We start from the raw sequence: 19,719 nt of genomic DNA, 5'->3' as shown, positions 1-19,719 counted from the left end.
GTTATTTATTTTGAGACAACAAGGTTTTCCATTTTCTGATATTATCTTCATTTAAGCGTACAAACTCATCTTTATCTTCTTTTTTTGCTAGTTTTAAAGATAGCTTAGCTTCTTTAATTGCTTCAGCATATCTATTTAAATCCGCTAAGATTAAAGACCGTACTCTATGATAATAATAAGTGTCGCCACCTTTCTCAATTGCTAAATCTACATAACTAAGCGCTTTTATCAAGTAAATACCTTGCTCTTGATAATATCGTGCAGCTTCATAAAATGTTTGTGGTGTAGGAGTCTTTGATAATTCTTCATCTATCTGCCTTTGCATAATAGATTTTGTATCAAATTGAATGGGCGTAGAAATCTGAGTATTCCCCCAATTCCAAATCATCGATACACTATTATGGTCTAAATTATCAAATGAAATTAGAAAACTCTCTTGAAAATCATGTGTTTTGGTAGGTAGAACTAAAATACGAAGTGCATCCTCTTCAGGATTATAATTTGTTCTGCCATCACCCCAATGTGTGCTATTGTTATGAAATACTATTTGCCATTTATTCTCTTCAGGAAAAGCATATAGAGCATAAGTTCCCTTTTTTAATTCTTGTCCATCAATTACAATGTCAGAATCAAAAGAAATTTTCGTGGATTCATTAGCGCCAACTCGCCAAATGCGACCATAAGGTACCAGCCCAGGTTCACCATTTTCTTGATTTCCGAACAATGTTCGTCCTCTAGCCGATGGTCTTGAATATTCAATGGAAATTTTTGAAAGCCCCACTTCTTGCTCTATCCTAGAAAACGGACTAGCTTTAGGGTGACTCATTTGTCCCCAACTTATATTATAAATTATAAAGGATAAAATGAACCAGCTATACTTCAATTTTAAATTTTAAAGAATGAATCTACGAATTCGTGTTTATTAAATGCCTGTAAATCTTCAATACCCTCACCAACACCAATATACTTAACCGGTATTTTAAATTGATCTGAAATACCTATTACTACCCCACCTTTTGCAGTACCATCTAATTTGGTAATTGCCAAAGCAGTAACCTCTGTAGCTTTAGTGAATTGTTTGGCCTGCTCAAATGCATTCTGACCCGTAGAACCATCTAGCACTAAAAGAACTTCATGCGGTGTGTTTTCAACTACCTTTTGCATTACACGTTTTACTTTGGTCAATTCGTTCATCAAATTAACTTTATTATGTAATCGCCCAGCAGTATCAATTATCACAACATCGGCATCTTGAGTAACCGCCGAGCTTAATGTATCAAAAGCAACAGAAGCAGGATCACTACCCATTTGTTGTTTAACTATTGGCACATCTACACGATCCGCCCAAACTTGTAACTGATCTATCGCGGCAGCCCTGAAGGTATCTGCAGCACCTAAGACAACTTTTAAGCCTTGATTTTTAAATCTATATGCCAATTTACCAATTGTAGTTGTTTTACCTACACCGTTCACCCCAACAACCATAATTACATACGGCTTTTTATCTTTAGGTATCTGAATATCGGCATCATCGCTATCATTTGTTTCAGATAATAGACCGGCAATCTCAGCTCTTAATATAGCATTAAGTTCGTCTGTACCTACGTACTTATCTTTAGCAACCCTGGCTTCAATTCTTTGAATAATTTTCAAAGTAGTGTCTACACCAACATCAGAAGAAACCAAAACCTCTTCTAAATTATCTAGTACATCATCATCTACTTTAGACTTACCGGCAACCGCTTTTCCTAACTTAGAAAAAAAGCTGGTCTTGGTTTTTTCCAAACCTTTATCTAAGGTTTCTTTTTTCTGGGAAGAAAATATTTTTTTAAATAAGCTCATTGTTAATCATATGGTTATTCAAATATAAAAATTAAAAAGCCCCTTTCGTAGGAAAGGGGCTCAATAACTATTAAAAGTTATAATTCTTATTTCTTGGCAATCCAAGCATCTACCAATTCTGGTGGCATAACTTGCTCTACAAAAACGTAAGCACCTGATTTTGGTGACTTAACCATTTTTATAGCTTTTGTCAATCTTTTAGAACTTGTCTGTAAACTTGCTACGGTCTTCTTAGCCATGTCTTATGTTTTTTGTGATTCTCTTAAAGTAAGAATCTATTTAATTTCTTTATGAAGGGTCATTCTCTTAAGAATAGGATTGAATTTTTTAATTTCCAATCTCTCAGGAGTGTTCTTCTTATTTTTTGTTGTGATATATCTTGAAGTACCTGGTTGACCAGATTCTTTATGCTCTGTGCACTCTAATATAACTTGTATTCTATTACCTTTCTTTGCCATCTTAATGCTCTATTTTCCAGATTACTTAATAACGAATCCTTTTGCTTTTGCTTCTTTCAAAACAGCAGATATTCCTTTTTTATTGATACTCTTTAAAGCTCTTGTAGAAACTTTAATAGTAATCCAACGGTCTTCTTCAGGAATGTAGAAACGTTTTTTAGATAGATTTACATCAAATCTTCTTCTCGTTTTATTTATTGAAAACGAAACATTGTTTCCAAACATCGCCTTCTTCCCCGTAATTTCACATACTTTTGACATCGTGCTGACTTTTTCTTTTAAACAGGGTGCAAATTTATATCTTTTTTATCGTTCCAACAACAATAAAGATCACATTTTTAAAATTTCTTTTTGAAGAAGCTCAAAAGCCTTATTTACAGACTTTTCCACAACACGCTCACGGGTGCTTCCCAACTGAAATTCTTGTACAAAATGCGAGGTGGTTCCTTCAATTGCAATAAACACTGTTCCTACTTCTGCATTTGAGTCTCCTTTTGTAGGTCCCGCATTACCTGTAGTAGCAATTGCAAAATCGGTTTTCATCAACTCTCTTGCGCCTTTTGCCATAGCCGTAGCAACTTCTGCACTTACTACTGAATACTTTTCAACCAGCTCTTCAGACACCTTTAAAACATTAATTTTAGCTTCTGTTGCATAACTTACCACACTACCCTTAAAATAGCTAGAGGCACCAGGTACAGAAGTAATTCTTTCAGCAATTTTACCCCCTGTAAAACTTTCGGCAGTAGATAAGGTTAAATTTTTACTGGTCAATAATTTAGCAACAATCTCTTCTAAACTTTCATCATCCTCTAAACCAAAAACTATATCATTAATTAGTGGATATAGCTTTTCAGATTCCGCTTCCATTGCACTTGCTAATTCATCATAATTGGATCCTTTTGCAGACAGCCGTAATCTTACTTTCCCTAAATTAGGGAGGTACGCCAGTTTAATATTTGAAGGCAGTTCATCTTCCCAAGTTTCAATACGTTTCGCTATAGCACTTTCTCCCATACCATAAGTTACTATGGTCTTATGAATAATATGAGGGCGTTTATAGTAAGCCGCTAATTTTGGAATTACAGATTCCGTCATTATATGCTTCATCTCAAAAGGGACGCCAGGCATGGAAATAAAAGTAACTTCACCCTGCCTAATCAACATACCGGGCGCTGTACCGTTTGCGTTATGTAAGACCTCTGCCTTACTAGGCAGCAAGGCTTGCATTCTATTAATATCCGATATAGGTGTATTACTAATATACTTCGCAAATAATTCTTCTACATGAGCGAGAACCTCTGCATTCTCCACAAGTTCATCATTGAAATATTCGCACAACGTATGTTTGGTAATATCGTCTTTTGTAGGACCTAGCCCGCCAGTTATCAATACAACGTCTACACGTTCTGACGCTTCTTTAAAAGCATTTAATAAATGAACGCGCTCATCTTGTATAGATGTAATCTGATATACAGAGACACCTATCTTATTAAGTTCTTTGGCTATAAATGCGGAATTGGTATCAATGACCTGACCGATGAGGATTTCATCGCCAATGGTAATTATTTCTGCAAGCATTATAAATGGAAATCATTTTTTAATTCTGCCACAACCTGATTTATATCGGTTTTTAGCATTGGAAATTTCTCCTCTATTTCTGCCATATTTGCCTCTTGCTTACCCAATGTTTCCAATTCTAAAGCAATGGCTCGTGTTTGTTCCATACCCAACAAATCAACATTAGGCTTTATTTTATGGGCAAGTTTGTATACTTGATCATGGTCTTTTGCCAACAGGGCTTTTTCTAAAGCATCTAGATCTTCAGGCACTTCTTCCAAAAAAACAGATATTACAGAATTTATAAAATCCTGATCCCCCTCTGCCATCTCGTTAATCTTATCCAGGTTATAAATCATTATTTAATTTTTAAGGTAAAAAGCTCTTTATCTTCCAAACTCCCCGAAAGATAGTCATTTGGACTTATTTTCCCAACACCGGCAGGAGTTCCTGTAAAAATAATATCTCCTTTTTTTAACATGAAAAAAGTTGAAACATAGGCTATAATTTCATCAATTTTCCAAAGCATTAAACTAGTGTTACCATTTTGAACCACCTTGTCATTTTTTAACAACTTAAAATTTAGGTCATTAATATCTTTAAAATCGGTTTTAGGAAGCCACTCACCTATTACAGCAGCACCATCAAACCCTTTGGCTTTTTCCCAAGGTAATCCTTTTTCTTTCAATTTTGATTGCAAATCTCTTGCAGTAAAATCTATACCGAGTCCAATTTCATCATAGTATGTATGTGCAAATTCTTCGCTAATATGCTTACCTACTTTTTTTATTTTCACCAAAACCTCAACTTCATAATGTATGTCGTTCGAGAATTCTGGTATATAAAAATCTTGTTGTTTCGGCAGCACCGAAGAATCTGGTTTTATAAAAACAACTGGTTCTTCTGGTCTTTCATTCTTAAGTTCATCGATATGTGCAGTATAATTTCTGCCAATACATATAATCTTCATATTGATTTTATCTTTTCTTAGACATTTTCAAACTTATGGCAGGTATTAAGTTCTCATTATTTCCCGGTGCCTTTATAGCAAAATCACTCCATTCGCCCATTCCATAAACCATCGTTTTAAAATTTTGGTTTTTTTGATAAACGGCAGCAAAGGTGGGTGCAAACCTATCTTCTATAACTTTCTTGTTGGTAATAGCATGCTTATAGGTATTTGTATACCAATTATAAGGAAGAAAGAGCCACTCTAAGCCTACGTAAATACCTTCTTCCGGAATTCTTATACCCATGCTAGACAAATCAATAGAAACAAAATCCTCGGTCTTAGAGCTCTCTAAAATAATACTCTTGCGAATTAAATCGTGATTTGGTTTTCGGGTATTTTTATCCACATCATACAACCGAAGTCTAAATTTAGATGACTCTCTTTTGAATTTGCTATTTTTTTGCACATAGATGGTAATTCTCTCCAAATACTTTTTTGCCGCTCCAATGTTTGGGAAGTACAAAGCCAATACCCAAGGGGTTTCTGCCGATGAAAATCCGCTTTTAATACTATAAGAACTTATTGGATTTAATACTTGTGAATCTCCTAAACTATGAGATACCACAACCTCCTCAAGCTCAAAAGACTCTTCTTTTAAGTATATCTTGTTATTTTCAGAAATAACTTTGGCTGACATTATAGTGTCTTTAAAACCCAATGCTGAAATATGAACGTCTCTTTCTAAATATGATTCTGGAACATCTATATAAAAATAACCGTCCTCATCACTTGAAGTACCTTTAAGGGTTTTTAGAAAACTAATATTTGCATATGGTACAGATGTCATTGATTTTTTATCGAACACATGCCCCTCTACCAAAACCTCTTGAGCATGCCCTACCCCTACTATCAAAAAAAATATTACTAAAAAAATGCGCATTTATTAACCAAGTTTATTATTGAGTTTGCTCAATTTAATTTGAGTAAGAATCTTTTTTGTATACAATGGAAAATCGGCATTAAGCATCCAACCAAAATAACCTGGTTCTTTTTCTAAAACCGCATGTACCTTTTTCCCTTTATGCTTACCAAATGAGAACACCTCTTCACCTTCTTCATCCAATGCAATAAAGCCTGCAAAATCAACGGATTGTTTTCTTCTGGAAAATTCAGATAGCTTTTTAATATTGTTTTCTAAATCAGGATACCTATCTAATTGCGAAAGCAACACTTCATAGGTCGCATTTGTATCTGCAGCTGCGCTATGGGCATCGGTTAGATCTTTATCACAATAAAATTTATATGCAGCTTCTAGCGTCCGTTTTTCCATCTTATGAAAAATTGTTTGTACATCAACAGACACTGTATTTTTCATATCAAAATCAATATCGGCACGTAATAATTCTTCAGCCAATAAAGGAATATCAAATCGATCAGAATTAAAACCACCCAAATCACTATCCTTTATTATCTTATAAATTTCTTTAGAAAGTTCTTTAAATGTAGGTTCGTTCGCTACCTTTTCATTGGTAATACCATGCACTGCAATCACTTCTTCTGGTATTACCATTTCAGGATTAACAAGCCATGTTTTACTTTCCTTGTTTCCATTAGGATATACCTTAAGTATTGCTATTTCTACAATACGATCCTTTGCTACATTGATGCCAGTTGTTTCTAAATCAAAGAAGCAAATAGGTCTGGTAAGCTTTAATTCCATACGTGTTCTACTTTTAACAAAGATACCTTTTCGTTTTTTAGACGCACAAAGTTACCCTTGTTTAATTTATTCAAAGGACAGAAATCTGAAAAATTATGAAACAAATTAATTACTGGAACAAAAAATATGTCACAGTTAAATAACTGAAAATCAAAATGCAACAAAAAAAATACCCCATTAATACTTTAAGCATTATGGGGTATCTGGTAATTTTATTTTTTTGAATTTACACCTCTCGGTTAACATCCCATCCTTCAAGATAATCTGCAACAGCTTTTGCAAACATACTACCCAAAGCACCATTAACCACTCTGTGATCATAGCTATGAGATAAATACATTTTACTTCGAATAGCTATTACATCTCCTTCAGATGTTTCTATTACAGAAGGAATTTTACGTATTGCACCTAACGCCATAATACCTACTTGTGGTTGATTAATAATAGGAGTACCAAATACACTGCCAAATGTACCAACATTGGTTACCGTATATGTTCCACCTTGAACCTCATCTGGTTTTAATGCATTATTTCTAGAACGGTCTGCCAAGTCGTTTACAACTTTAGCGATACCCATTAAATTCAATTGATCTGCATTCTTAATTACTGGAACAATAAGATTACCGTCTGGCAATGCAGCTGCCATACCAATATTGATGTTTTTCTTCTTAACAACAGTATCACCTTCTACTGAAATATTCATCATAGGATATTTCTTCAATGCTTTCGCTACGGCTTCCATAAAAATTGGTGTAAAGGTAAATTTCTCACCTTCTCTTTTAAAGAACCCATCTTTTATTTTATTACGCCATTTAACAATATTAGTAACATCAACTTCTATAAAACTCTGTACATGAGCAGAAGTAGAAACACTATCTGTCATATGCTTGGCAATCAACTTGCCCATTCTTGTCATTGGAATAACCTCGTCTCCACGAGAAACCTGCATTTTAGGTTTTTCGGCAACCGCTGTATTCGTAGTTTCCTCTTTCACTTTTTCCTGCGAAGCGTCTTCTGAACTTTCCACGTTTTGTACAGGTTGTACCGTTTTTGAAGCAACTTCTTTAGCAACAGGTTTATTGACTCCGTTTTTTACATAACTTAAGATATCATCTTTGGTTACTCTTCCATCTTTTCCCGTACCAGCAATTTGATCCAGCACCTCAAAAGAAATACCTTCTTCTTTGGCTATATTTTTAACTAAAGGAGAATAGAATCTGTCTGAACTTCCATTTACATGAACCGAAGATGTTTCTGCTTTCGCATGTACCACAGCAGATTCTGCCGCAGAAACCATTTCCTCAAGAACAGGCTCTTCTTCTACAACATCATTTTGGGTATTTGAAGTTTCACTAACATCAACATCATCTCCAACTTGAATGATAGCCACAGTCTGACCAACTTTGACAACATCATCAACATTATAGCATTTCTCCAGTAGAATACCATCTACCTCACTTGGCACTTCACTATCAACTTTATCTGTAGCAATTTCAAAAATGGCTTCATCCATCTCAATTGTATCACCTACCTCTTTCAACCATGACGTTAATGTTGCTTCTGCAACACTCTCTCCCATACGTGGTAGTTTTAATTCAAATTTTGACATATCGATAATTTAAAGCTTGTTTTATTTATATTTTTTGCAAAAATAATAAAATAAATACCTTTTTATTGATATTTACCTTAAATACAATAACTAATCTTGACGCAAAGAACCTTCAAACGGTACTCTATTTAAAATACTTCTACCTAAAGTGACTTCATCAGCGTATTCCAGTTCATCGCCTACCGCTATTCCTCTTGCAATTGTAGAGGTCTTGACTTCCAATCCTTCTATTTGTCTGAAAATATAAAAATTGGTAGTATCGCCCTCCATGGTAGAACTCAACGCAAAAATTAATTCCTTTATTACGCCTTTTCTCACTTTATCCACTAAGGTTCCAATTTTCAAATTTTGAGGACCTATGCCTTCCATAGGAGAAATTTTACCTCCAAGAACATGATACTTACCTCTAAATTGTCCTGTATTTTCTATAGCCATTACATCTCTAATATCTTCAACTACACAAACCAAAGCATCATCTCTTTTAAGATTGGCACATATTTCGCACATAGTGGTATCAGAAATATTATGGCAATTTTGACAAAATTGAATTTTGCCCCGCAAATTTACTAATGATGTAGAAAGGTTTTCTGTACGCTGTTCTGGTTGCTTCAACAAATGAAGTACCAATCGCAAAGCCGTACGCTTGCCAATACCTGGCAATTGTGAGACTTCGTACACTGCGTTTTCTAATAATTTAGATGAAAAATCCATAGCTTTTATTCGGTATAAATTTACAACTAAACTTGAAAAGCATGCCCCACGGTTTTCACAAAATTATTTAACATTTAAAAAATTTAGAAAATAAAATTACGTTTCGCCAACAACCATGGCTGCTAACCATATATGACAAACTAAAGCTTTATTAGTTATTTATGAAGACCAGCTTCAATAACCGTAAGTAACATTGCTAATTTAATAGCCTCTGCCCCATTTTCATTAAGCCACCATTCATGAAGAGAATGCGCCCCACCGCCAATACCACCTCTACCAATTGTTATTGCCGGAACACCTAAGGAAATAGGAATATTACCATTTGTAGATCCTCTAGTAAGGCTAGGTTCATATCCAAATAAATTAGTGGCGCTAATAGCTCGCTGTACCAACGGTGTATCTAGCGAAAGTTCTCCAGATGGTCTGTCCCCTATCTTTATTAGCTCTAATGAAATTTTATTGTCTACCCCTGTATTATTATACTCTTCTAAAGCCGTTTGCATTGATTGTTTAAAAATAGCTTCTACCTCCTTTAATCTACCACTATCAACAGACCGCATATCAACTTCCATCCAAGACTCAAAAGGTATTGAGTTTACAGAAGTACCACCTCCCATTCTACCTATATTAAAACTTGTTTTAGCACCCTTGTCTGTAAAAGCTTTTGCATTCTCTGTAAATTCTTTTATGGCAAAACCAAGCGCATGATGAGGATTTGCCAACCCGAAAGCTCCCCATGAGTGACCTCCTTTTCCCGTAAACAAAGCTTTATACCTAACAGAACCTAATCCTGCATTATTTACTCTGCCAATAGCACCGCCATCAATGGAAATCCAAGAGTCTATTTTTGGTGCACCATCTTTAAATAAATGTTTAACACCTCTTAAATCTCCTATACCTTCTTCACCTACTGTACCAACGAACCAAACATCTGCCTTGGTTTTTATATTAGCCTTTTTCATTGCCTTAAAAATAGCTAACAACATAGAAAGCCCTCTGGTATCATCACCAATGCCCGGCGCAAATATAGTATCACCTTTTTTCACCACTTTTACATCCGTTCCTTCAGGAAATACAGTATCTAAGTGCGCATCTAAAACAACTACCTTGCCTCCTTCTGTTCCTTTTCTAATTCCAATAACATTACCAACCTCATCTATAGAAACGTTTACCAAACCTGCTTTAACAAACATATTTTTAAAAGCCTCTGCTCTATCTGCTTCCATAAATGGCGGAGCTGGTATTTCGGTCAACGTAATTAGATCTCTCTCCGTTTCATTTTCTATTTCATCTATAAATTCAAAAGCAGTTTTAATACTTTTATCTTTCAAAAGTTTACCAACCTCTTTATTAATTTTCTTGTCTGCAGTTAGACTTTCCTGACCAACCAGTACATTACTGACCAATAAACTAATTATCATTAAATGAAATAAAGCCCTATTCTTTAAGAGGAATTCTTGTAGCATGATTATTTTTATTTAGAATTTAATACCTGAAAAGGTATCAAATTTTAATGGGTAAAGAAATGTTCTATTAGCTTTTCAATCACTAATTAAAGTATTCTCAATTTAAACTCTAAGATTTTAAGTAATCGTTCTACCTCCTGTAACTTTTTGTAATTTGCCGCAAATTTTACAACATGAACGCCTCTCATATTTTACTATTAATTTCTGGTTACTTTGTTTTGCTATTAATTATCTCCTATTTCACTGGCAAAAACGATTCTAACGAAGATTTTTTCAAGGCGGGAAAACAATCCCCTTGGTACTTGGTTGCATTTGGTATGGTGGGCGCGTCTTTATCCGGGGTAACATTCATCTCCGTTCCTGGTTGGGTAGAAGCATCTGAGTTTAGCTACATGCAAGTAGTTTTTGGATATTTCTTAGGATACATGGTAACTGCTTTCGTTCTGCTTCCCATCTATTACAAACAAAATGTAACTTCTATATATGAATACTTAGACGACAGGTTTGGCTTTGTAAGTTATAAAGTAGGGGCAATTTCCTTTTTTATATCAAGAGTTCTTGGCGCAGCTTTTAGATTGTTTTTAGTAGCTATCGTTCTTCAGCAATTTGTATTCGACGCTTGGAACGTTCCCTTTGAAATCACCGTTATTCTTTCTATTCTACTTATATGGGTGTACACTTTTAGAGGTGGTATTAAAACAATTGTATGGACAGATACTTTACAAACATTGTTTATGCTGATATCCGTAGGACTTTCCATTTATTTTATATTGGATAAAATGGATTGGACGTTCATTGAATTTTTAAACTCCCAAGAATTAAGTCAGTACAGCAAAACGTTTTTTACAGATGACCTTTCTTCAAAAAACCATTTGGTAAAATCATTTTTAGGCGGAATGTTCATTACTATCTGTATGACGGGACTTGATCAAGATATGATGCAAAAGAACTTGACTTGCAGAAATCTAGGGGAAGCTCAAAAGAATATGGTTAGTTTTAGTATCGTATTAGTAGTAGTGACTTTCGTATTTATGCTACTTGGTGCATTACTATTCATCTATGCAGATGCTCACAATATCGCTATCCCTCTTATGGACGGTTCTCCAAAATCTGATTTATTGTTTCCAGAAATTGCTTTAAATAGCGGTTTGGGTATAACGGTTGCCGTTACTTTTATGCTTGGCTTAATTGCTGCTGCTTATAGTAGTGCTGATAGTGCTCTTACCTCTTTAACAACATCATTCTGCATAGATTTTCTTAATACAGAAAAGAAATCTGAGCATGTAGCCAAGCAGACTCGTAGAGTTACACATATTGGTATGAGCATACTACTTATATTAGTGGTAATATCTTTTAAATATATTCTAGATAGAAATGTTATTGACGGTCTTTTAACCGTAGCCTCATATACTTATGGTCCTTTACTTGGACTATTCTCTTTTGGCATATTCACCAAACATCAAGTAAAGGATAAATATGTATGGATTGTCGCCCTTGTTTGTGTGTCCTTTATTCTAATTTTAGCGAAGCTACCAAGTGAATATTTAGGTGGCTATATTTTTGGATATGAGCTTTTACCGTTGAACGGGTTATTGACCTTTATAGGTTTATGGCTCATTCGCAAGAAAAACGTCTCAACCGGAAAAAAAGATATTGTTTAATATTGCCTGGTGCTCAACAACACTAAGGTACATGATACCTCTACCTCTATGCCATTGTTTTTCAATAATTTATAGAAATTAGGATTTTCAGTACCAGGATTAAAAATTACACGTTTTGGAGACAAAGAAATAATACTATTATAATAATCTTCTTGTCTTTTTGGATTTATATATAGGGTTATTGTGTGAATATCACTAATTTCGCTTAATCTATTAGTGATATTGACTCCAGAAACCGTTCCTTCCTTTAACCCGAAGGCTAAAGTTTCTACCCCCGAATCTACCAGTCGATGTATAGCTATGTTACTATATCGATTTGGTTTTAACGAGGCTCCAAATACTAGGGTCTTTTTCATGATAAATAAATGTTAAAAGTTCACTAACATGTAACTAATAAGGCAATATTTCGTCAATTAGTAAAGTTAGATACTCTCTGAGTATAAAAATATTGTTGGTAACGCTATATGTTTATAGTTAATGGTTAGTGTTTAGTATAGCCTATCAGCATTTGAAGCCCGACTTCCAATTCATTTTGGAATGTTCGGGTTTCTTCTTTTTATGCTTTTTATAAAAGACATTACTTCCACAACAATTTTTCTTTATAATTCAAAAGTTGAATCATTAAAGTAACAATAAGAACTTAATTGCGTCTATTACTTTATATAGTGATATTTGATATAGAAGATTGGTTGGTTTTTTCTTATTAGGTAAACTATATAGCACCCATAGCAAAAACTATGGGTGCTTTATTTTTACCATCTTATAATTACACTGCCCCAAGTAAAACCACTACCAAATGCAGCTAAAACTACTAAGTCTCCGCTTTCTACTTTACCGGCTTCCCAGGCTTCTGTAAGTGCTATAGGAATAGAAGCTGCCGTAGTGTTACCATATTTCATAATATTATTGAAAACTTGGTCATCACTCAACTGAAATTTCTTTTGAATAAATTGAGATATTCTTAAATTGGCTTGATGTGGCACTAATAAATTAATATCAGTAGACTTCAGTTTATTCTTTTCTAAACCTTCAATAATAACTTCACTAAAACGAACAACTGCATTCTTAAATACAAATTGACCATTCATATACGGGAAGTAAGATTCATCTTGAGGATCATTATCTTCAATGATATCTGTAACCCATCTTTTACCCATACCTGGAGCAATTAAAGAAAGTTCTTCGGCATGCTGACCTTCTGAATGTAAATGAGTAGATAATATACCTTTTGTATTATCTTCTTCTCTAGATAAAACAGCCGCACCGGCACCATCACCAAAAATTACGGAAACTCCCCTGCCTCTTGTGGTCATATCTAAACCATGAGAATGAAGTTCAGAACCAATAACAAGTACGTTTTTATACATACCCGTCTTAATATACTGATCAGCAATTGAGATTGCATATACAAAACCAGAACATTGATTACGGACATCTAGTGCTCCTACCGTTTTAATTCCCAAATCTCTCTGAACCAAAACTCCAGGACCAGGGAAATAATAATCTGGACTCAAAGTTGCAAATACTATAAAATCAATATCATCTTTATCAATACCTGCTCTTTCAATAGCAATTTTAGCGGCTTTTACACCCATGGTCGTAGTTGTATCACCATCACCTTTAACTACATGCCTTCTTTCTTTTATACCGGTACGTTCCTGGATCCAAGCATCATTTGTATCCATCACCTTTGACAAATCATCGTTTGTCACTACGTTATCAGGTACATAATGACCTAAGCCAATTATTTTTGAATTATACATAGTAATATTTTAACCCTGATAAAGTTCAGGTATAATTAGTGTTGCAATATAAACAACTATTAAGAATTCTATTTAAAAATGTAACATACGCTACCTAAAAGAATAATAGCTGCATACTTAATCTAGATATTTCTTATAGTCATTCACTATAATATTAGCTTTTAAATCATGAAGAAGATTATAAAGACCAAAAAAAGTACGGTTCATATACAAAAAGTGCTTTGAACCTCTATTACCATTCATTTTTCTTATTTGTTTATCTGAAGAAAACTGTTCTCCTAACGCCGCAATTTCACTCCAAAACACCTCATCGCCAAAATCAAAATCTTCATTGTGAAATGGTGATGTAAATAAACTTAACAATTGATGAAATATCGATTTAAAAAATAATATTTCTTCTGGTGTATCTGTAGTCATCAGTATTTCAAGCTCATATAGCTTTTCTGTAAACTTCTCATCATCTGATATGATTTCAGGTCTAGCCAACTCAAAATAAGGAACATAGAATGAGTCTGGTACTTCTTTTATGCACCCAAAATCTATTGCAATTAGTTCATTATCATCGTTAACCAAAAAATTACCTGGGTGTGGATCTGCATGCACCTTACGTAACCCATGAATTTGAAACATGTAAAAATCCCATAACGCCTGACCTAGCTTATCACCAGTGGCTTGCGAGAAATTAGTTTTAGTAAGTTCACTTAAATGCATACCGGTCATCCAGTCCATTGTAATTATACGCTCACTTGAAAGTTCAGTATAGTACTCTGAAAATTTTATGTTCGGTATTACTTTACAAGCTTTAGTAATCTCTTGGCTTTGGGCAACTTCTAAAATATAGTCTGTTTCTTCAACCAATTTATTCTCAACCTCTTTAAAATACTTTTCTGAATCTTTACCTTTTAGATTGAACATACGAATGGCAATTGGTTTTACTATTGCCAAATCGCTACTTATACTTTGTGCTACCCCAGGATACTGAATTTTAACGGCTAAATTTTTACCATTTTTGGTTGCTTTATGTACCTGCCCAATACTAGCAGCATTTATAGAATCTTTGTCAAAAGTATCAAAAACCTCTTCAGGATATTTATCTAAGTATTTTTTAAATGTTTTTCTCACCAAAGGCGCAGATAATGGTGGAACTGAAAACTGAGATAGAGAGAACTTTTCTACATACGCATTAGGTAGTAGATTCTTTTCCATACTTAACATCTGGGCAACTTTGAGTGCACTACCCTTTAAAGACTTCAACCCATCATAAATATCTGTGGCATTATCTTTATTTAACTCGTCTTTAGTAGTATCTGGATTGATAATTTTTTTACCAAAATATTTGGCATAATTACCGCCAATTTTAGCGCCTGTTTTTACAAGCTTACTTGCGCGTTCTATTTTCCCTGTAGGTATTTTATCTAGTGTTTTCAAATGGCAAAATTTAGATTAGGCGAAGGTTTCCTTATATAGAAATTTTCCGAAATCTAGAATATTCTCTAAAGGGGTATTATCAAAGACATCAAATATGGTGTTTACCGATTTCTCAATAGCTACATCTGTTTTTTCAAATCCGGCAGAATCATCAGACTTCCAAAAGTTCAATAAAAACATGCTTTGTAACCAAGCCCCTTCTGAAAACAACTGTGGATTATGTTTCGTTAATTTTGAACTTTTATTTTGATTACCATTAGCAATCAATACTTTCGCAAATTCTTTAATATTTTTTCGAAGACCTTTTAATTGCTCCATATTTTTCAATGGACTAGGGGCATTCTCCATTACAAACAACACATAGCTTCTATTTAATGTTAGCACCTCAAAAAAAGTATAGAAGAATGTGAGCATTTTATCTCTGTTCGTAAAATCCTGATATTCCTTATTCTTTTCAATAACATTAACCGTATTCTTATAAAAGGTATTCCAAATTCCTTTTTTTAATGCTTCTATAGAACCGAAATAGAGATAAAAGTCCGATTCTTCAATAGCATTTACTTTACAAAATTTATAGACCGTTTTGGGTAGTTTTTCATTCTCCAAAACATAATCCATGAACATGGTAATAATTGAATCTTTAGTTACTTTTTTAGCTTTAGCAGACATAACAACTTATTTTACAAAAAGGTACGATGTAGATTTCATAGTTAGCCGTTTTTATAAAACATTAGCTTTTATTTAGTAAAAACGTGCTATTGAATAATAGCACGTTTTCAAACAACCTAACCAATAAATAATCAACATGTGATTATGCTTAAAATTCTTTTTCATAGCACTTTTTCATAACCACAATACAAATATACATTATGTTTAACTTTTTTACATAATTCATAAACAAAAATATATGTTAAACTTTAAAAAGTCAGATAACTGTCAGTTTGTCACGATAACCTATTGTGGTATTTTTTTTGACCAATAGCAACAAACAATCATATTAACAATAGCCACACTAAAAGTGGCGTAAAAAATATAAAAAATGGCAACAGGTAAAATTAATGTGTCGGTAGACAACATTTTTCCACTGATCAAGAAATTCTTGTACAGTGACCATGAAATTTTTCTAAGAGAATTAATTTCGAATGCAACAGATGCAACCTTAAAAATGAAGCATTTGACCACTATTGGCGAGGCTAAGGTTGAATATGGCAATCCTATCATTGAGATCAAGGTAGATAAAGAAGGCAAAAAACTTCATATCATTGATCAAGGTCTTGGTATGACTGAAGAAGAAGTTAAAAAATATATTAACGAAGTAGCGTTTTCTGGTGCTGAAGAGTTTTTGAACAAATATGAAGACTCTGCAAAAGACTCAGGAATTATAGGTCATTTTGGTCTAGGTTTCTATTCTGCATTTATGGTAGCCCATAAAGTTGAGATTATTACCAAGAGTTACAAAGATGAGCCAGCTGTACAATGGTCTTGTGATGGTTCTCCTGAATTTATCATGGAGCCTGCTGAAAAAGATACTCGTGGTACAGAAATCATTCTTCATATTGCAGATGATTCTACCGAGTTTTTAGAAGATGGTAAAATAAACAGTCTACTAAGTAAGTACAACAAGTTTATGCCTATTCCGATTAAATTTGGAATGAAAACTGAGACTTTACCAAAACCAGAAGGCGCAAAAGAGGAAGATCCTGCACCTACTAAAGAGGTAGATAACATTATTAATAATCCAAACCCGGCATGGACAAAGCAACCTGCAGATTTAAAGCCAGAAGACTACAAGAGTTTTTACAGAGAGCTTTATCCAATGCAGTTTGAGGAGCCTTTATTTCATATTCACTTAAATGTAGATTATCCTTTTAACCTTACCGGTATTCTTTATTTTCCAAAGCTTTCTAACGATTTAAATCAGCAGAAAGATAGAATACAATTATATCAAAATCAAGTATTTGTTACAGATAACGTTGAAGGTATAGTACCTGAATTCTTAACGATGCTACGTGGGGTTATTGACTCTCCAGATATTCCATTGAATGTATCACGTTCTTACTTACAGGCTGATGGTGCTGTCAAGAAAATTTCTTCTTACATCACTAGAAAAGTTGCTGATAAGATGAACTCACTTTTCAAAAACAATCGTGAGGAATTTGAAGCGAAATGGAACGATATTAAAATCGTAATTGAGTACGGTATGCTTTCTGAAGATAAGTTCTTTGATAAGGCAGACAAATTTGCTCTTTACCCAACAGTAGACGGTAGTTACTTTACTTTTGGTGAGTTACAGGAAAAAATCAAGGACACCCAAACAGATAAAGACGGTAAAACAGTTATTCTTTACGCATCTGATAAAGAAGCGCAGCACAGTTATATTGAAACTGCTAAAGCTAAAGGATATGAAGTGCTGTTATTAGACTCTCCAATCATTGGTCACCTAATGCAGAAGCTAGAAAGTTCTAAAGAGAATATTTCTTTTGCACGTGTTGATGCTGATCATATTGATAAGTTAATACAGAAAGAAGAAACTCAAATCTCTAAATTATCTGATGAGGAAAAAGAGACTTTAAAGAAAGAGTTGGAAGAAGCAATCACTGACAAAAGCTTTACTGTACAATTAGAAGCTATGGATAGCGATGCTTCACCATTTACTATCACAGAACCTGAGTTTATGCGTCGTATGAAAGAGATGCAACAGACCGGCGGTGGCGGTGGTATGTTTGGTATGGGATCTATGCCAGATATGTACAACTTAATTGTAAATACAAATCACCCATTGGTAAGTGAATTCTTGAACACGAAAACTGCGAAGAAAAAAGAGCGATTGATCAATCAATCACTAGACTTGGCGAAGTTATCTAAAGGTTTACTTAAAGGTAAAGCTTTGACGGAGTTTATTAAACGTAGCTATGAGATGGTAAAATAAATTACATTTCCTATAATCTTTTAAAAAGCCACTACAAAAAATGTAGTGGCTTTTTTGTTAAATGTGGTTATCTTTCAGTTGAGAAACTAAGAATTAAATGAGTACTAACTACAGAAGCGTCAATTTTAAAAAATTACTAGATAAGCTACAGCAAGAAAGCTGGCAATTAGAATTAATTATTTCTGGTTTTGCTATTTACGGCCTATTTGCTGCATATGAACCAATAGAGTTGAAAGTTGCGGCGGGTACTGTTGCTGGAACGGATGAGTTTGGATTATTTTGGGCAGTTATTCTAATATGCTGTCAAATATTCACATTTAACTTGGTTGTACATGTACTATTAAGAGGGCTATGGATAGGTGCAATAGGCTTAAGATATGTATCTGGTGATATTAACTACTCAACTCTTAATTATTCCGAAAAATTTACTTCGTACCTAAAAAGAAAAGTTGGTTCGTTTGATCAATATATTGCCAACCTTGAAACCTATTGTAGTATCATATTTGCAGTTTCATTTTTAATGATTTTCTATGTTATTGGTTTCTTCTCTGTAATTTTCAGTCTAATATTAATTACTCAAAGTTTCGAACTATTAATTTTTCTTCCTAAATGGGTAATACGAATTATAATTCTTGCATTAGTAATTCCGTTTCTTTTTTCTTCAATTGTTGTGTTCATTGACTTTTTAGGTCAAGGTATCTTAAAAAAGAAAAAGTGGATATCAACTATATACTTCCCCATATACTGGGTATTTAGTAAATTAACGTTATCCTTTTTATATCGTCCTTTAGCATATAACTTTCTAGATAATAAATTAGGAAAACGCCTAAGTTTTATCTTACTACCTATTTATATTTTAATTGCTATTATTACTTCCTTAAATTATCAGAATTCAAATTATTTGATTTCTACTAATGACTCATCTGAGTATCAAATAATAAGTGACCATTATGATAATTTATCAACAGACGAAGATAAGTTCATTAGTATAGCATCAATACCTTCCAAAATTATTAAAACTAAATACCTTCCTATTTTTCTATTATATAATAAAGAAATGGAAGACTTTATTTTTGATAAAAACAACACCCTTAAACCTGAAGAAGATAAAAGAGGTATAAAATCTTCCTTAACTGTAGATTTCAAAAAAGGTTTAGACGATGCTTCTGGCAAGAAAAATGCAATGAATTTAAAAGGATATCTTGAAACTGTTAATGAAATCTATCTTTTAAAAATAGATTCAAAGAAATATGTAAGTGATTTTATAATAAGCTCAAATGCCAAAGAGAGAATAGGTTTTGAAACCTATCTAAATATTAAAAATCTAAGTGAAGGCAAACACATTTTGACTATTACCGGTCCTACTAAAGAAAATAAAATGGACCCAAAATCTAAAACTAAAGAAGAAGTACTAGTTACCATCCCATTCTGGTACTTTCCTGAAAACAGAACCTCATCAATTAACCAACATAACGGTGTATTACAAGACACCTCGACAACCAACTAAGACCCATAAGCTAACTACTGAATTTAGAAATAGGTAACAAACAGACGAATAAATCATAGGTTACTAATAAATACCATACATTTTTAACCGATTTAACAATAGTTTGGTCAACT

20 protein-coding genes are annotated in these 19,719 nt (G+C 33.6%); 3 read left to right on the top strand and 17 right to left on the bottom strand.

Going from position 1 to position 19,719, the window contains the following annotated elements:
• Position 1: 1 nt before the first annotated feature.
• The 13 genes from BM296_RS18145 to BM296_RS18085 form a co-directional block, all read right to left on the bottom strand.
• Positions 2-826 carry a DUF2911 domain-containing protein gene (locus tag BM296_RS18145; RefSeq protein WP_091905390.1) on the bottom strand — a complete coding sequence of 275 codons (825 nt, stop codon included), beginning with the start codon at positions 824-826 and terminating at the stop codon, positions 2-4.
• Positions 827-885: 59 nt separating this feature from the next.
• On the bottom strand, positions 886-1,842 hold the full coding sequence (gene ftsY, locus BM296_RS18140; protein ID WP_091905387.1) for a signal recognition particle-docking protein FtsY: 957 nt from the start codon (positions 1,840-1,842) through the stop codon (positions 886-888).
• Positions 1,843-1,928: 86 nt separating this feature from the next.
• On the bottom strand, positions 1,929-2,081 hold the full coding sequence (locus tag BM296_RS18135; RefSeq protein ID WP_071340023.1) for a DUF4295 domain-containing protein: 153 nt from the start codon (positions 2,079-2,081) through the stop codon (positions 1,929-1,931).
• Between the two features lie 36 nt (positions 2,082-2,117).
• The gene (rpmG, locus tag BM296_RS18130) at positions 2,118-2,300 is read right to left on the bottom strand and encodes a 50S ribosomal protein L33 (protein ID WP_027067805.1); all 183 of its coding nucleotides are present in this window, start codon (positions 2,298-2,300) and stop codon (positions 2,118-2,120) included.
• A 21-nt stretch (positions 2,301-2,321) separates the two neighbouring features.
• Positions 2,322-2,561, bottom strand: coding sequence for a 50S ribosomal protein L28 (gene rpmB, locus BM296_RS18125; RefSeq protein ID WP_027067806.1), 240 nt, complete (start codon positions 2,559-2,561; stop codon positions 2,322-2,324).
• 69 nt (positions 2,562-2,630) lie between these two features.
• Positions 2,631-3,881 carry a competence/damage-inducible protein A gene (locus BM296_RS18120; RefSeq protein ID WP_091905384.1) on the bottom strand — a complete coding sequence of 417 codons (1,251 nt, stop codon included), beginning with the start codon at positions 3,879-3,881 and terminating at the stop codon, positions 2,631-2,633.
• Complete coding sequence (locus tag BM296_RS18115; protein WP_027067808.1) at positions 3,881-4,219, bottom strand: Hpt domain-containing protein; 339 nt, start codon at positions 4,217-4,219, stop codon at positions 3,881-3,883. Before BM296_RS18115 ends, BM296_RS18120 begins: the two co-directional genes overlap by 1 nt.
• On the bottom strand, positions 4,219-4,830 hold the full coding sequence (locus tag BM296_RS18110) for a fumarylacetoacetate hydrolase family protein (protein WP_091905380.1): 612 nt from the start codon (positions 4,828-4,830) through the stop codon (positions 4,219-4,221). Before BM296_RS18110 ends, BM296_RS18115 begins: the two co-directional genes overlap by 1 nt.
• Before the next feature lie 7 nt (positions 4,831-4,837).
• Positions 4,838-5,752 carry a carboxypeptidase-like regulatory domain-containing protein gene (locus tag BM296_RS18105; protein ID WP_091905376.1) on the bottom strand — a complete coding sequence of 305 codons (915 nt, stop codon included), beginning with the start codon at positions 5,750-5,752 and terminating at the stop codon, positions 4,838-4,840.
• Between the two features lie 3 nt (positions 5,753-5,755).
• The gene (locus BM296_RS18100; protein WP_027067811.1) at positions 5,756-6,532 is read right to left on the bottom strand and encodes a 3'-5' exonuclease; all 777 of its coding nucleotides are present in this window, start codon (positions 6,530-6,532) and stop codon (positions 5,756-5,758) included.
• A 226-nt stretch (positions 6,533-6,758) separates the two neighbouring features.
• Positions 6,759-8,141, bottom strand: a complete 1,383-nt coding sequence (locus BM296_RS18095; protein WP_091905373.1) for a dihydrolipoamide acetyltransferase family protein — start codon at positions 8,139-8,141, stop codon at positions 6,759-6,761.
• Positions 8,142-8,231: 90 nt separating this feature from the next.
• Complete coding sequence (recR, locus tag BM296_RS18090) at positions 8,232-8,852, bottom strand: recombination mediator RecR (RefSeq protein ID WP_091905370.1); 621 nt, start codon at positions 8,850-8,852, stop codon at positions 8,232-8,234.
• Between the two features lie 155 nt (positions 8,853-9,007).
• Positions 9,008-10,318 carry a M20/M25/M40 family metallo-hydrolase gene (locus BM296_RS18085; RefSeq protein WP_091905367.1) on the bottom strand — a complete coding sequence of 437 codons (1,311 nt, stop codon included), beginning with the start codon at positions 10,316-10,318 and terminating at the stop codon, positions 9,008-9,010.
• 173 nt (positions 10,319-10,491) lie between these two features.
• Here BM296_RS18085 and BM296_RS18080 point away from each other — a divergent pair, with 173 nt between their 5' ends.
• Positions 10,492-11,979: a sodium:solute symporter gene (locus BM296_RS18080; RefSeq protein WP_091905364.1), complete on the top strand. Its 1,488-nt coding sequence runs from the start codon at positions 10,492-10,494 to the stop codon at positions 11,977-11,979.
• Here BM296_RS18080 and BM296_RS18075 read toward each other — a convergent pair.
• The 4 genes from BM296_RS18075 to BM296_RS18060 all read right to left on the bottom strand — a co-directional run bounded on the left by BM296_RS18075 (position 11,976) and on the right by BM296_RS18060 (position 15,839).
• Positions 11,976-12,335 (bottom strand): CoA-binding protein, encoded by a 360-nt coding sequence (locus tag BM296_RS18075; protein WP_091905361.1) that lies wholly within the window; start codon positions 12,333-12,335, stop codon positions 11,976-11,978. The two genes, BM296_RS18080 and BM296_RS18075, sit on opposite strands and share 4 nt — an antisense overlap.
• Positions 12,336-12,731: 396 nt before the next feature.
• Positions 12,732-13,742, bottom strand: coding sequence for a 3-oxoacyl-ACP synthase III family protein (locus tag BM296_RS18070; RefSeq protein ID WP_091905357.1), 1,011 nt, complete (start codon positions 13,740-13,742; stop codon positions 12,732-12,734).
• A gap of 117 nt (positions 13,743-13,859) precedes the next feature.
• Positions 13,860-15,170 carry an ABC1 kinase family protein gene (locus BM296_RS18065; protein ID WP_091905354.1) on the bottom strand — a complete coding sequence of 437 codons (1,311 nt, stop codon included), beginning with the start codon at positions 15,168-15,170 and terminating at the stop codon, positions 13,860-13,862.
• A gap of 15 nt (positions 15,171-15,185) precedes the next feature.
• Positions 15,186-15,839 carry a TetR family transcriptional regulator C-terminal domain-containing protein gene (locus BM296_RS18060; protein WP_091905351.1) on the bottom strand — a complete coding sequence of 218 codons (654 nt, stop codon included), beginning with the start codon at positions 15,837-15,839 and terminating at the stop codon, positions 15,186-15,188.
• Positions 15,840-16,209: 370 nt separating this feature from the next.
• Between BM296_RS18060 and htpG the strand changes: the two genes are divergently transcribed.
• Positions 16,210-18,099: a molecular chaperone HtpG gene (gene htpG / locus BM296_RS18055; RefSeq protein WP_091905348.1), complete on the top strand. Its 1,890-nt coding sequence runs from the start codon at positions 16,210-16,212 to the stop codon at positions 18,097-18,099.
• Between the two features lie 97 nt (positions 18,100-18,196).
• Positions 18,197-19,606, top strand: coding sequence for an MFS transporter (locus BM296_RS18050; protein WP_091905345.1), 1,410 nt, complete (start codon positions 18,197-18,199; stop codon positions 19,604-19,606).
• The last annotated feature ends 113 nt before the right edge of the window (positions 19,607-19,719 follow it).

The sequence above is a fragment of the Maribacter stanieri genome, assembly GCF_900112245.1.
Taxonomy (GTDB): domain Bacteria; phylum Bacteroidota; class Bacteroidia; order Flavobacteriales; family Flavobacteriaceae; genus Maribacter; species Maribacter stanieri.
This window is presented reverse-complemented; position numbering and strand designations above follow the sequence as displayed.

Coding starts and splice junctions, on each gene's coding strand:
- BM296_RS18145 (WP_091905390.1), bottom strand. CDS start 826: ATGAGTCACCCTAAAGCTAGTCCGTTTTCTAGGATAGAGCAAGAAGTG.
- ftsY (WP_091905387.1), bottom strand. CDS start 1,842: ATGAGCTTATTTAAAAAAATATTTTCTTCCCAGAAAAAAGAAACCTTA.
- BM296_RS18135 (WP_071340023.1), bottom strand. CDS start 2,081: ATGGCTAAGAAGACCGTAGCAAGTTTACAGACAAGTTCTAAAAGATTG.
- rpmG (WP_027067805.1), bottom strand. CDS start 2,300: ATGGCAAAGAAAGGTAATAGAATACAAGTTATATTAGAGTGCACAGAG.
- rpmB (WP_027067806.1), bottom strand. CDS start 2,561: ATGTCAAAAGTATGTGAAATTACGGGGAAGAAGGCGATGTTTGGAAAC.
- BM296_RS18120 (WP_091905384.1), bottom strand. CDS start 3,881: ATGCTTGCAGAAATAATTACCATTGGCGATGAAATCCTCATCGGTCAG.
- BM296_RS18115 (WP_027067808.1), bottom strand. CDS start 4,219: ATGATTTATAACCTGGATAAGATTAACGAGATGGCAGAGGGGGATCAG.
- BM296_RS18110 (WP_091905380.1), bottom strand. CDS start 4,830: ATGAAGATTATATGTATTGGCAGAAATTATACTGCACATATCGATGAA.
- BM296_RS18105 (WP_091905376.1), bottom strand. CDS start 5,752: ATGCGCATTTTTTTAGTAATATTTTTTTTGATAGTAGGGGTAGGGCAT.
- BM296_RS18100 (WP_027067811.1), bottom strand. CDS start 6,532: ATGGAATTAAAGCTTACCAGACCTATTTGCTTCTTTGATTTAGAAACA.
- BM296_RS18095 (WP_091905373.1), bottom strand. CDS start 8,141: ATGTCAAAATTTGAATTAAAACTACCACGTATGGGAGAGAGTGTTGCA.
- recR (WP_091905370.1), bottom strand. CDS start 8,852: ATGGATTTTTCATCTAAATTATTAGAAAACGCAGTGTACGAAGTCTCA.
- BM296_RS18085 (WP_091905367.1), bottom strand. CDS start 10,318: ATGCTACAAGAATTCCTCTTAAAGAATAGGGCTTTATTTCATTTAATG.
- BM296_RS18080 (WP_091905364.1), top strand. CDS start 10,492: ATGAACGCCTCTCATATTTTACTATTAATTTCTGGTTACTTTGTTTTG.
- BM296_RS18075 (WP_091905361.1), bottom strand. CDS start 12,335: ATGAAAAAGACCCTAGTATTTGGAGCCTCGTTAAAACCAAATCGATAT.
- BM296_RS18070 (WP_091905357.1), bottom strand. CDS start 13,742: ATGTATAATTCAAAAATAATTGGCTTAGGTCATTATGTACCTGATAAC.
- BM296_RS18060 (WP_091905351.1), bottom strand. CDS start 15,839: ATGTCTGCTAAAGCTAAAAAAGTAACTAAAGATTCAATTATTACCATG.
- htpG (WP_091905348.1), top strand. CDS start 16,210: ATGGCAACAGGTAAAATTAATGTGTCGGTAGACAACATTTTTCCACTG.
- BM296_RS18050 (WP_091905345.1), top strand. CDS start 18,197: ATGAGTACTAACTACAGAAGCGTCAATTTTAAAAAATTACTAGATAAG.